We start from the raw sequence: 13,421 nt of genomic DNA, 5'->3' as shown, positions 1-13,421 counted from the left end.
TTTTTTCGTCTGCATTACCGGGCCTGCCGGTAGTAATCGCTTTGCGCGTAGTGCGAAAAAGCGTGCAGGTAAGCCACTTTGAAAATTGCAGCCAGCGGCAGCGCAAGGAAAACACCCACCAAACCAAAAATTGCACCAAAAAATGCCAGGGCAAAAATAACCGCCAGTGCAGACAAACCAATTTTGTCGCCCACCACCAAAGGGGTCAGCACAAAACCTTCCAGAAACTGCCCCACCACAAAAACAAGCAGCACCAGAAAAATCGGCAAGAAACCCTGTAATTCAAGCGCAGCTGTCAACAAGCCCACCAGCAAAGCTACAGCAAAACCAAGGTAAGGCACCACACACAACACGCCAGCCAACATGCCCAAGGCCCAGCCACTTTGAAGCCCCACCACACTCAAACCGATTGAATAGAATGTACTGAGAAACAACATGACGATCATCATGCCCTTGATGTACTCGGTCATGACTGAATCAATTTCACTGAACAATGGCTGCGCCCGCTTCCACAAATGGGGCGGAAACACCTGCTGAAACTGCTTGGTAATTTGAGTCCAGCCGGGAAGAATGAACAAGGTGGCAATCACGGTCAAAGACACAAAACCGGTAATGCCCAACACCGACTGCGAACCCGAGCGCAATATTTTTGTGCTGAGCTCAGCCAACGTGCCGCGGTTCTCGCTGATGTAAGCCGCAATACGGTCTTTCATCTCCGTGCTGTCCACAGAAATGGTTAAACCAAACACCTCGTTGAGCCAAGGCAGCACCGTGCGCTTCACGTTCACAATCAGCTGCGGCAAATTGTTCTGAATCAGTTCAAGCTGGGTCAGCACCACCGGAATAAACAACAAGCCCACACTGGAGAAAATCAGCAACAGCGCAAAAAAGGTGAGCACGGCACACACCGGCAAGGGAATACGCCCGCGCAACTTGCCATGCACCCAACGGCTGGGGGCAGCCAACAAATAAGCCAAAACAAATGCCGCTACGAAAGGCGCCAACACAGGCCACAAATTGATGACCACCGCCAACACCAAGGCAGCACTGAGCAGCAAGCCCCAGTGTTGCAGGTAAAACTGCTTGGCCAGAGTAGAAAGGCTTGAAGGCGTTTGCACCGCTTGCCCTGCAGGCTTGGTGTTCTCATCTTTGGGTTTCGAAACTTCATTCATCGATTCAATGTCCAGCCAATTTGAATTTAGAAGACTTTAACGCTTGGCGCGCAAAACCAGATACACGCCGCCCAGCGTCATGACCATGGCCACCAGCAAAGTGGCGGTAACAGCCTCGTTCAGGAAAACAACGCCCGCCAGCGCCGCAATCACCGGCACGCTCAACTGCACACTGGCTGCCGAGGTGGTGGGCAAAGCGGGAAGTACCTTGTACCACACGGCATAACCAATGCCACTGGCCAGGCAGCCCGAGGCCAAGGCGAACAACACGCCTGCCACGGTGGGCGTTGGCAAATACACGGTGTACAGAGCCAAGCCGCGCTCCACGGTAACCCCGGGAATGTGCACACCTGCCTTGGCGGAAAAGTACACGGCCATCCACACCAACACCATCAGGAATGCTGCCCGGGAAAAATTACCTGCGGTGTCGGCCAAAGGGGATTGGGAGCCCTTGCCCACCACCGAATACACACCCCAACAAGCGCCTGCCAAAGCCATACTTGCAGCAGCCAGCACCGAGGCCGGCGTTTGCAGGTGTGGCCACAACAACAACACCAAACCCGCTGCCGCTACCACCGCACCCAAAGCACGCAAGCCTTTCAATCGATCACCCTGTGTGGCGGCGTAGGCAATCATGCTGAGTTGTACACTGGCAAACAAAATCAGCGCACCCGTGCCTGTGCTCATATACAAATAGGCCATGGAAAACAGCACCGCATAACCAAACAAAGCCCAGGCACCCACCCAACTGCCTTGCTGTCCGCCCTTGTTTTGAATGCGCAAACACAGCCACAAGGTGATGACACCGCTGATCAGGCGAATGGCGGTGAAGCTGGCAGGGTCTATTTGCCCGGCGCCCAAGGCCGCACGGCAAAAAAAGGAATTGGCCGCAAACGCACACATGGCGAAAGCCGTAAAAATTAGTGTGTTGACTTCAATTTTTTTCATGCACCCAAGCTACCATGTGACAACAATAATTTTCAATTTAGAACCACCGGAGACCCCCTCGATGCGCATTGAACTTCGCGACCCACTGACACTGCCTTGCGGCGCCACTGTTCCCAACCGCTTGGTGAAAGCCGCCATGAGCGAAGCCTTGGGCACGCGCGACAACCGGGTTACACCACAAATTGTGCGGGTCTACCAGCGCTGGACAGCCGGTGGCATCGGTTTGAATATAACCGGGAATGTGATGATTGACCGCCGGGCACGTGCAGAGCCGGGCAACGTCGTGATTGAAGACGACCGCGACATGCCCTTGTTGCAGCAGTGGGCCAAAGCCGGTCAGGCCAATGGCAGCAAAATCTGGGTGCAAATCAACCACCCCGGCAAACAGTGCCCCAAAGGCATGAACAAGGAAACCGTGTCGCCTTCCGCAGTGCCTTTCCACAAAAGCCTGCAAATGATGTTTGCCACGCCGCGCGAGCTCACCGAGACTGAAATCCTTGATTTGATTGCCCGCTGGGGCCGCACCGCGAAAGTGTGCAAAGACGCTGGCTTTGACGGCGTGCAAATTCATGGTGCCCATGGCTACTTGATCAGCCAGTTTTTAAGCCCGCTAAGCAACCAGCGCACCGATCAATGGGGCGGAAACGCTGAAAACCGCCGTCGCTTTGTACTGGCCATTTACGACGAAGTGCGCAAACAAGTGGGCCCTCACTTCCCGGTGGGTATCAAGCTGAATTCAGCCGACTTCCAAAAGGGTGGCTTTTCAGAGGAAGAATCACTGGCTGTGATCCAGGAATTGACTGCGCGCGGGATCGACATGATTGAAGTGTCGGGCGGCACCTACGAAGCCCCCGCCATGACGGGTGCAAGTGCAAAACCCAAGAAGGAAAGCACCGTGAAGCGCGAGGCCTACTTCATCGACTTCACGGAGAAAGTACGTGCCGTGTGCAAAGTGCCACTGATGCTGACTGGGGGTTTTCGCACCGTGGGCGGCATGAAAGAAGCGCTGAACAGCGGTGCTGTGGATTTGATTGGCCTTGCTCGCTCGATTGCCATTGAACCCGATTTGCCCAAGCGCCTGTTGGACAACAAAGAAGCCTTGCACCCTGTGAAGCCGTTGATTACCGGTGTCAAAGCCGTAGACCGCACTGGCTTGCTTGAAATTCAGTGGTACACCCGCCAAATTCACCGCATGGGCAAAGGCAAAAACCCTGTCCCGAACGAGAGCGCCCTGAAAGCCCTGTTTTTCTATATTCTGGATAGCAGTTGGGGCTTGTTCAAAGCCCGCAAATTACGGGCGTGATCAAACACAGGGAGTTCAGCCATGGTGAAATTCAGCTGCATGTTGGTGTTAAGCCTGAGCACATTCAATGCTTTCGCCATGGACGACGCCGCCATTCTTGAACAGGGTCGCAAACTGTTTCAAACCGATGCCGACCCGGCCTGCGCCATTTGCCACACCCTGGCCGATGCGGGCACCAAGGGCAAAATTGGCCCGGTGCTCGATGTGCTCAAACCCAGCGAAGAACGCGTGCTGAATGCGCTGAAAAACGGCAAAGGGGGCATGCCCCCTTTTGTTGATCATTTGACCGTGGATCAAATGAAAATTCTGGCGAAGTATGTTTCCACCGTGACTGGTGGAAACAAGCAATAAAGCCTGCCAATCAGTTTTTGTAATCCGGCTGCTCGCGATCCAGTTTGCGCAATAGCGCAGGCCAAGCAATATTGCCACCCAAACCGCGGGTTACCTGTGCAGCCGCTGCCTTGATGCCGTCCACAATCGGCTGGGCAATCGGAATCAATTGCGCGCCACCCGATTGCGCCGCAATTTGAACCTCACAGGCGCGCTGCAAAATGAACATGTTCAAAAACGCATCTGCCACCGTGGCACCACAGGTCAACAAACCATGGTTGCGCAAAATCAGGTTGTTGGCTTCGCCCAGGTCGGCCTGCAAGCGGGCCTTCTCATCTTCGCGCAAGGCCAAACCTTCGTAGTCGTGATACGCCAAACCCGCCAACGGAAACAGGGACTGCTGTGAAATTGGCAACAAACCCTGTTCCTGAATAGACACCGCAACGCCGGCCACAGTGTGGGTGTGCATCACGCAATGGGCATCATGCCGAATGGCATGCACTGCACTGTGAATGGTGAAACCAGCCGGGTTTACATCGTAAGGGCTGTTGTCCACTTTCTCGCAATTCATGTTCACCTTCACCAGGCTGCTGGCGGTGATTTCTTCGAACATGAAACCATAGGGGTTGATCAAGAAATGCCCTTCTTCACCGGGCACCCGCGCCGAAATATGCGTGAACACCAAATCGTCCCATTTGTGCATGGCCACCAAACGGTAAGCTGCGGCCAAATCAACGCGGGCTTGCCATTCCTGCTGGCCAATGTGGGCGGGTGGGGTACTTGAAAGCGGTGCGTTCATGGTGGGTCTCCTTGGCTGCTTTTGGAATAGTGTTTTTTATAAAGTGTACCAGCGCGCAGCCAAGTGCTTGCAAAAGCACTTGAAATTGAAGGCAATCGGGGGCAATCTAACATTACAAAATAAAATTCATAATGTGGGAGACAGTAATACCATGCATGCCAAAGTCAAACAGCTTGTGCCCAAAGAATCTCAAGACGAAGCAGTCCGCTCGGTTCGGGCCAACTACCGGGCTGAATTCATTTCAGCGGGTTACCAAGGCTACCTGCATTTGGCCATGACAATGACCTTGGGATTGGGCGTGATCGCGCTATGTATTTACTGGCTTGATTCCCCCAGCGCACTGGAATGGTTAACCATACCCGCCACCTTTTTGTATGCCAATTTTGCGGAATGGGCAGGCCACAAATACGCCATGCACCGCCCAGTAAAGGGTTTGGGCTTTGTGTACAAAAGGCACTCACTGCAACACCACAAGTTTTTCACCGACACCCACATGGAAATTGACAGCCACCAGGACTTCAAAGCCGTGCTGTTTCCAATCGCCATTGTGGGCTTTTTCGTGGTGGCGTTTTTCGTGCCCATGGGCTTTTTGCTGGCCTGGCTGTTCAGCCCCAATGTGGCCCTGTTGCTGGTAGCCACCGGCATGGCCTATTACCTGAACTATGAATTGCTGCACCTGTCGTACCACCTGAAAGAAGACCATTGGGTGCATCGCATTCCCGGATTCACACGCTTTGCGCGCCTGCACACCACGCACCACGACCAGCGGATCATGGCGCACAAGAATTTCAACATCACCTACCCCATCATGGATTGGTTGATGGGGACTTGGGACAGACGATAATTTGTGACGCTTGCATGACCAGTCACGCTGACATGTTCTTCCAAAACCAAACCGACCACACCAGCAGTATCAAGAAGAACCAACGCTTTTTCTGGATGCAGCATGGATCGTCGCCATTTTCTTCGCACCGGCCTGGCCGGCTTGTCCCTGCCCGCTTTGGTAGCCTGCGGCTCTGACGGGTCAAACACCGGCAACACGGCGAATCCCGGTAACCCTGGTAACCCGGTTACACCCAGCGAAACAGTCGATCAAATGCTGAACCCGGCTGGCGCTTTTCCCTGGGGTGTCAGCAGCGGTGACCCCACCGCCGAAGCTGTTATTTTGTGGACTGCCCTCTCCCCGCGCAACACCAACATCGATCAAATCCCGGTGATGCTGGAATACGTGCTGTTGGAGGAACCCCTGGCCGATATGACCGAATGGAATTCAAAATTCCAAGAAGGTCCAATCAATCGCCTGGGTGAATTCACCGCATTTCGCGACCGCGACTACACGGTGAAAGTGGACTTGGGTAACCAAGCCCTGTACAGCAACTCGCGTTTCATGCAGGGTCAGATACCCGAGCTTACCGGCAATCAGGCCTTGCTGTACCGTTTTGTGGCGGGCAGTCAAAAATCCCGCATTGGGCATGCCAAAACACTGCCCAGTGGGGAAGTGGAATCTGTGAAGTTTGCAACACTGAGCTGCTCCAACTACCCGGCAGGTTTGTTTTCTGTGTACGAGATGGTGCGCCGAGAGCCTCTGGATTTCGTGGTGCATTTGGGCGACTACCTTTACGAAGGCGGCGGCGGTGGTACCGAGCTCAGCCGCAACGGCGTTGCCCGAACGCCGAACCCACAAAAGGAAATGGTCACCCGCGAAGACTACGTGCTGCGCCACCAACAATACAAAGCCGACCCCGAACTACAGGCCTTGCATGCCACACACCCCATGATCGCGGTGTGGGACGACCATGAAATTACCAATGATGCTTACAAGGACGGGGCCGAAAATCACCAGCCTGAAGAGGGCGATTACCAGGAGCGCAAAGCCACAGCCATTCGCACCTATTACAACTGGATGCCGCTGCGCGAGCGCTTCCCGCGCGATGAAAACACATTGGCACCTGATCCGCGTGAAGTGATTTACCGCGACTTTCAAGTGGGCGATTTGTGCAGCCTGATTATGCTGGACACCCGCATTGTGGGTCGCGACAAACAGGCTGAAATCATGGCGGTAGACCCTGACCGATTCAATCCGGATCGACAACTGCTTGGGTTCGAACAACGCCGCTGGCTTAGCGACCGCATGTTTGAAGCCAAGCAGAGAAACAGCATTTGGACTGTGCTGGGACAGCAAGTGATGTTTGGTCAACTGAACATTCTGGAAGCGCCACAAGTGGAATTGCTGGATCAAAAACTGCTGGGCAACCTGGTCAGCATCAACATGGACCAGTGGGACGGCTACGTGGCCGAACGCAATCGCGTATTCAACCTGATCAAAGACATCGGCATTGAAAACCTGGTGGTGCTGACTGGCGACATTCACACCAGTTGGGCCATTGAGCTTTACGAAAACCCGATTGCCCTGATTGGCGGCAATCAATTGCAGCGAAGCTTGGGCGTGGAAATTGTAACCCCATCCGTCACTTCCTCTGGCTTTCCAGATGAAGTAGCTGATCTGGTGTCCACTCTGTTGCCTTTGCTCAACCCGCACATCAAATACAGCGAACTGAAAACCAAAGGTTTCGCACTCATCGAGATGCAACGCGAACAAATGAATGTGACCTGGAAATACGCGCAAAGCATCACCGACGAGTCACTGATTGGCGTGGAAAACGAGGCCATGCGCAAGTCGTTCACCGTGCAGCGTGGCAGCAACCGTTTTGACGGCGCATTGCCGATCAATATACCTATTCCCTCGTCCCCATTCTAGGCTCGATGAATCAATAGACCTCGGGCACGTACATCCACTCAGGCACGGGTTGCCTGTAATAGTCCGGGTTTCTAACCCGGGCTGGCAACTCCACGCCAGCTTGGGCTACTTCCTCAAAAGGCACTGCGCCAAGCAAATGGGAAATACAGTTTAGTCTGGCCCGTTTTTTGTCATTGGCCCGTATCACCCACCAGGGCGCATAGTCGGTGTGTGTACGCTCCAACACCTCCTCTTTGGCCTTTGTATAGGCTTCCCAACGTTTCCGGCTTTCCAGGTCCATTGGACTCAGTTTCCATTGTTTCATCGGATCCTGGATGCGAGCCTGAAAGCGCAAATGCTGCTCCTCATCGGTAATCGAAAACCAGTATTTGATAATTTGAATCCCCGAACCCACCAACATTTTTTCAAACTCGGGCACCGTCTTGAAAAATTCCTGAACTTCGGCCTCGGAGCAAAAACCCATTACCTTCTCAACACCACCCCGGTTGTACCAACTGCGATCGAACAGCACAATTTCTCCGGCGGCTGGCAAATGTTGCACGTACCGTTGAAAGTACCATTGTGTTTTTTCACGGCTGTTGGGTGCGGGAAGCGCAGCGACGCGGCAAACCCGCGGATTCAGGCGTTGGGTAATCCGTTTGATCGCGCCGCCCTTTCCAGCTGCATCGCGCCCTTCAAAAATCACTACAAGTTTGTGACCGGTCGCCACAACCCATTCTTGCAGCTTGACCAACTCGCGCTGCAGGGCAAACAAGTGAGTGAAATAATTTCTTCTCGCTTGATGTTGCTCTGGCGACAAATCGATTGCCAAGTCGAACGACAAATCTTCAAGCGACAGCTCCAACTCTTCATCAAGACTATCTAGAAATTCTTCAGCCAGCTTCGAAGATTCATTCATTTTTGGACCCGGCAAGTAGTTGAAGTTGGCATATCAAGGCCGGATGTTAGCACCTCTCCAAACCAAAAAAGCAATTCGTATTCATGACATTTTTCTGACTAGTATTGCTGAATCATCCCTCGAACCTGTGACGCCCACTCACGAGTAACAGTGCAACAGGGGAGCGCACATGAATTCGAAGACATCAACAAAACGACGACACTTTCTCAAGCTGGGTGCCAGCGTTCCGGTATTGGGCTTGATGGGTGCCTGTGGTTCAGACAACACCACGCCACCGGCGATCGCTGGTATACCCAGCCCCACGAACCCGACGGAATCACCCGGCAACCCTGTTGCCCCAAATCCGGTCGAACCACCAGTTGTGATCCCGGCCAGTCACCCACCGCGCGGTGTTCATGCCTCATTGTTCAGCGACGCCTCCACCTCGCGCGGTTTATGCTGGTTCACAGACGGGCTTGACAGTCCGGCCGCTGAGATTCAATGGGGACCGGTGCCCGTAGGAATGTCTATGGAGGCCGCGAGGAATGCCGTGCAGAATCCTCTGCCCAATATGACCACTGCCTCCACAAGCCAAACGACCGGGTTGGACAATCAAACTCACAAAGTGGTGGTGAACGGCATAGACCCCGATCAGCCCTTTCGGTACAGGGTCGGCTCTGAAATGGGCGGCTGGTCCGATGTATTCATCATTGCACCAACCCCGAAAGCCAACGAAGCCTGGACCATGGTTCACTTTGGCGACCATGGCATTGGTGAACTGCCGCAGCGCCTGACGGCGGAATTAATGAAACCTCGACACAAACACGATCTGTTGCTGTTGGCCGGCGATTTGAGCTATGCCAATGGCGAACAGCCGATTTGGGATGTGTGGTTTGATCAAAATCAGGCCTTGCTTGCCACTACAACCACCATGGCCGTACCTGGAAACCATGAGAACAAAGACAGTGTAGCAGCCAACGTCCCCCTGCTTCCTTTCAAAGACTACGCGTTCAACAACCGATTCAACCAGCCAGGCGATGTTTCGTTTTTCTCCTTCGATTACAACCGCGTTCATTTTTTTGGATTTACCGCAGGCGCTTTTCTGGAAGACGGAAAAATTCTGAAAGAAATGGCCGCACTCGAGGCAGACCTGGCCATGGCAGCACTGAGACGTGCGCTAGGTCAAATTGATTTTATTGTCATCTTCCAGCACTACACCATTTGGACCGACCAAGAGGGCCGCGCCCCGGGCAACCCAACGCTGATCGCAGTGGAGGATCAAATCCTGCTGCGCTATGGTGTGGACATGGTGCTGTGCGGCCACGACCATGTCTACCAGCGCTCCAAACCCATGATGCTAGGATTGGCCAATCCATTGGGCTACGTGCAGGTCATGACAGGTACTGGCGGCCAGTCCATTCGCGAATTTGAACCCGAGATATCCGCCTGGTCGGAAAAACATTTCGTGGGTTTGGGTTTCAGCAAATACACCATCAGTCCAGGGAAAATTGTCAGCCAGTACTTTGGTACGCCACCAATCAGCAGCGATGATCGCTCGCGTGTTCAACATGAAAATATCGAATCGGACTTTGAATTGGTCGATGAGTTCGAGATTCGCCCCAGGCCGCTCCAAATTGCCAAGTCGTTCGTGAAACCTCCACGTACTGAACAAGAACTGGCGAAAGCCCACGACTGGCAGCGAATATATGCCCACACGCTGGCGCGTAACTGCGCACACGAACAAACCATGCCCAAGTCGACCCTTCATGAATACCAAAGGATCTATCCAAACTTGCTAGGCTAATATTCATCGAACTGCAACCTGGACTGCCTAAACTAAGGCTACTGACTTTCTCCCAGTTGGGTTAACTCACCAAGCCCGTCTTTTCAGCAGCATCCAGGAAGCAAATCATGTACGAATCACACAAAAAAATATTGGCGGGCGGGGTTCTATCTCTGCTGGCCTTGATGACAGCATGTTCGTCAGACAACGACACCCCTCCTCCCGCACCCGCACCTGAAGCCGCGTTCACCCTTCAGATGCTGCATTTCGCTGATGCGGACGGAGATGACAATGTGGCCTTGAACAGCATCGCCAACCTGTCTGGTTTGCTTGACAGCTTCCGCTCGGCAATGCCCAACAACACCTTGGTGCTCAGCTCGGGCGACAATTTGATTCCTGGTCCTCGCCTTTCTGCTTCCGAGGACTCATCACTGCAAAACGTGTTTCGTACACAGCGTGGCATCAGTACGCTGCGTGCCTCGATTGGCCGGGCTGACATTGCCTTTCTCGACGCCATGGGTGTTCAGGCCTCTGCGCTGGGCAACCATGATTTGGACCTGGGCACCTCCGAGTTCCGGACCATTTTTGGTGCAGACATCCGCAACGTCACGGGCGGCACTGAAACTCGCTGGGACGGTGGCCGATTCCCTTACCTGTCCTTCAATGCCAACTTTGCAAACGACCCCAACTTCACCGCCACACTGAATGCATCACCCACATTCATCGTTCCAAATGGCCAAACAGCCACTGCCGCGGCCGGGCGTGTCACTGGGTGGGTTAGCACCACGGTAAATGGAGAAACCATTGGATTGATTGGTGCCAGTTCACCCACCTTTCCGCAAATTACGTCAACTGGCGGCATCACATTTGCCGGCGGCGACAGCAGCAACAACGTGGTGATCAACAACCTGATCTCCTCGATTCAAACCGGTGTGGATGAAATGACCGCCGCCGGGATCAACAAAATCATCCTGCTGGCCCACATGCAACAAATCAGCGTGGAAGAGCAACTGGCCGCGGGTCTGCGTGATGTAGACATCATTGTGGCAGGTGGCTCCAACACTCGCCTTGGCAACAGCCGTCTTCGCCCTGGAGAGGCCTCGCAAGGCGAATACCCACGCATCATTCAATCCCCAACCAACCCGGTGGCACTGGTGAACGTGGATGGCGACTACAAGTATTTGGGTCGTTTGGTGGCACCTTTTGACGCGCAAGGCCGCATCATTCCGCAACGCATCGACCGGACAGTGTCTGATGCTTACGCCACCAGCGAAACCGATGACAACGCAGGTGGGGTAACACCAATCCCGGCGGTTGTGGCCATTCGTGATGCACTCCAGTCCGTGATCGTTGCCAAAGACGGCAATGTATTCGGCGAGTCCGCTGTTTACCTCGAAGGACGCCGCACAGCAGTGCGCTCAGAAGAGACCAATCTGGGTAATTTGTCCTCGGACGCCAATCTGACCTACGCAAGACTGTTTGATACCACCACCGCCATTTCCCTGAAAAACGGTGGCGGTATTCGCTCCGACATCGGTTTTATTGAAACCCTGCCTGGTTCCACCACAACAACATTCAAGCCGATTGCAGCCAACCCCGGCATTCGGGAAGAAGGCGAAGTTTCCCAACTGGCCATTGAGAACTCTTTGCGCTTTAACAATGGGCTGGTGGTTATCGACGTTTCAGCGACACGTTTGAAAGAACTGCTGGAGCATGGTGTTTCCGGCGTTGCTCCGGGCGCCACGCCAGGGGCATTCCCACAAGTTGGAGGTGTCTCATTCAGTTTTGATGCGACCCGAACCGCACGCACAGTCGGTGCAGCGGGCACAGCCGCAGATGGAACGGGCAGCCGGATTCGCACAGTGAAAGTCGGCAATGACATCGTGGTCCAAAATGGCGCAATTCAAGGTGACCCCAATCGCATTTTCAGGCTGGTGACCTTGAATTTCCTGGCCAACATCAGCGGCACCACCAATCTGGGCGGCGACAGCTACCCGTTCCCGCTGTTGGTCAACCAGAACCGGCTCAGCCTGGACACCGCCAACCCAATCGACCCCACAACATTCACGGCGGGCAATACCTTTGCAGCGAAGGGCTCAGAGCAAGATGCATTTGCACGTTTCCTGCGCCAGTTCACCAATGCCAGTCCTTTCAACACTGCGGAAACACCTGCGGCCAATGACTTGAGAATTCAGAACCTGGCCGTTCGCACAGACACCGTTTCTGCGCAGTAAGCCCCAGCCCGTTCGCACCAAGCGGTGCGAACGGGACATTCTTTCAAAACAGGGTATAAGCACCTGTTTTCCCTCGCTTTTCCGAAGCTACTGCTGTCAACGTTGTCTTTAGACTGGTTTCATCGCCACCTTTTACGTGCCTCGCCATGAAACAACTCAGTCAAAAAGCCCACGCCGCCGCCTTTCATGCGGAATTTTTTGGCAACACCACCCAGAAACGTTATGTACTGGGCATTAACGAGTTTGCTGATTCAGTGGCCAGCCGTGCAAACCTCGATGGCTTTATCGACGAATACACCACCGCCACCGAATACCTCGGCAAACCTGTCTTGAAGTTGAGCCAGGTGCCTGCTGGCAGCATGGTGATTTCAACCGTGACGCAGGCGCGCCCCAAAACAGCCATGAACAAACTGCTGCGCCTCAATGGTGTGGTGTCGATGGATTACTTCGCAGTGGCCGACGCCAGTCATTTTCAACTGCCGCAAGTACAAGCCTTGGCAGACACCCAAAAAGAATATGCAGCCCACCCCGAGAAATTTGAATGGGTGCGCGACTTGTTCGCTGATCAGGAATCGCGGGAAGTCTTTAACCGCATCATGGAATTTCGCTTGAACGCCAACCTGCGCGCCATGCGGTTTTTCGACTACACAGCCGACCAGCAATATTTCGAGCCCTTTGTAAAATTTTCACCCGGCGAGGTTTTTGTGGATGGTGGCGGCTTTGACGGCTATACCACCGAAGAATTCATCAAGCGATGCCCGCAGTATGGTGGTGTGCACTTTTTTGAACCCACCGAAACGACACTAGACAATGCCAAGGCCAAGCTGTCTGAACACAGGGACATACACCTCCACCCCGTGGGTTTGTTTGATTCAAAGCAAACCTTGTCATTTGACGCAGGTGCCGGTTCGGCCTGCAAAATTTCGGAAACAGGCAGTGTAAAAATTGAGGTGGACGCACTGGACAATCGGGTCACAGAATCTGTGAGCTTCATCAAACTTGACCTGGAAGGCGCAGAACCCAAAGCGCTAGACGGCATGAAATGGCACATTCAGGAAGACCACCCCAAGCTGGCCGTGGCGGTGTACCACGACCCCGCCCATTTTTGGCAGGTGCCTGAGATCATTCTCGGCGTGCGCAACGACTACAAGGTGTATCTGCGCCACTACACCGAAGGCTGGACAGAAACAGTGATGTTCTTCATCCCGGAATAAACC

The 13,421-nt window shown here is 53.8% G+C and carries 11 protein-coding genes; 7 read left to right on the top strand and 4 right to left on the bottom strand.

Features of this window, described 5'->3' with window-relative positions; genetic code table 11:
- Positions 1-14: 14 nt before the first annotated feature.
- Together HKT17_RS01410 and HKT17_RS01405 are read right to left on the bottom strand one after the other, a co-directional pair.
- Positions 15-1,172, bottom strand: coding sequence for an AI-2E family transporter (locus HKT17_RS01410; protein WP_171097315.1), 1,158 nt, complete (start codon positions 1,170-1,172; stop codon positions 15-17).
- 36 nt (positions 1,173-1,208) lie between these two features.
- A complete protein-coding gene (locus HKT17_RS01405) occupies positions 1,209-2,120 on the bottom strand; it encodes a DMT family transporter (RefSeq protein WP_205882476.1) in 912 nt (303 codons plus the stop codon).
- Positions 2,121-2,181: 61 nt separating this feature from the next.
- Here HKT17_RS01405 and HKT17_RS01400 point away from each other — a divergent pair, with 61 nt between their 5' ends.
- A complete protein-coding gene (locus tag HKT17_RS01400) occupies positions 2,182-3,423 on the top strand; it encodes an NADH:flavin oxidoreductase/NADH oxidase family protein (protein ID WP_171097313.1) in 1,242 nt (413 codons plus the stop codon).
- 21 nt (positions 3,424-3,444) lie between these two features.
- Positions 3,445-3,774: a SorU family sulfite dehydrogenase c-type cytochrome subunit gene (gene sorU, locus HKT17_RS01395; RefSeq protein WP_171097310.1), complete on the top strand. Its 330-nt coding sequence runs from the start codon at positions 3,445-3,447 to the stop codon at positions 3,772-3,774.
- Positions 3,775-3,784: 10 nt separating this feature from the next.
- On the opposite strand, the gene HKT17_RS01390 is transcribed toward sorU, so the two are convergent.
- Positions 3,785-4,552 (bottom strand): class II aldolase/adducin family protein, encoded by a 768-nt coding sequence (locus tag HKT17_RS01390; RefSeq protein WP_171097308.1) that lies wholly within the window; start codon positions 4,550-4,552, stop codon positions 3,785-3,787.
- 151 nt (positions 4,553-4,703) lie between these two features.
- On the opposite strand from HKT17_RS01390, the gene HKT17_RS01385 reads away from it, so the two are divergent.
- Positions 4,704-5,396, top strand: coding sequence for a sterol desaturase family protein (locus tag HKT17_RS01385; protein WP_171097306.1), 693 nt, complete (start codon positions 4,704-4,706; stop codon positions 5,394-5,396).
- A 102-nt stretch (positions 5,397-5,498) separates the two neighbouring features.
- Positions 5,499-7,310, top strand: coding sequence for an alkaline phosphatase D family protein (locus HKT17_RS01380; RefSeq protein ID WP_171097303.1), 1,812 nt, complete (start codon positions 5,499-5,501; stop codon positions 7,308-7,310).
- Between the two features lie 10 nt (positions 7,311-7,320).
- Here HKT17_RS01380 and ppk2 read toward each other — a convergent pair whose 3' ends face one another.
- Positions 7,321-8,208, bottom strand: a complete 888-nt coding sequence (ppk2, locus tag HKT17_RS01375) for a polyphosphate kinase 2 (protein WP_171097302.1) — start codon at positions 8,206-8,208, stop codon at positions 7,321-7,323.
- A gap of 169 nt (positions 8,209-8,377) precedes the next feature.
- Between ppk2 and HKT17_RS01370 the strand changes: the two genes are divergently transcribed.
- The 3 genes from HKT17_RS01370 to HKT17_RS01360 all read left to right on the top strand — a co-directional run bounded on the left by HKT17_RS01370 (position 8,378) and on the right by HKT17_RS01360 (position 13,418).
- Positions 8,378-9,991: a purple acid phosphatase family protein gene (locus HKT17_RS01370; protein WP_171097299.1), complete on the top strand. Its 1,614-nt coding sequence runs from the start codon at positions 8,378-8,380 to the stop codon at positions 9,989-9,991.
- 107 nt (positions 9,992-10,098) lie between these two features.
- Positions 10,099-12,204, top strand: coding sequence for a bifunctional metallophosphatase/5'-nucleotidase (locus tag HKT17_RS01365; RefSeq protein WP_171097297.1), 2,106 nt, complete (start codon positions 10,099-10,101; stop codon positions 12,202-12,204).
- A gap of 146 nt (positions 12,205-12,350) precedes the next feature.
- Complete coding sequence (locus HKT17_RS01360) at positions 12,351-13,418, top strand: FkbM family methyltransferase (protein ID WP_171097295.1); 1,068 nt, start codon at positions 12,351-12,353, stop codon at positions 13,416-13,418.
- Positions 13,419-13,421 lie beyond the last annotated feature (3 nt).

Source organism: Limnobacter sp. SAORIC-580 (assembly GCF_013004065.1).
GTDB classification, from domain to species: Bacteria; Pseudomonadota; Gammaproteobacteria; order Burkholderiales; family Burkholderiaceae_B; genus Limnobacter; species Limnobacter profundi.
Note: the sequence above shows the minus strand (reverse complement) of the source record. Positions and strands in the feature narration are given on the sequence as shown.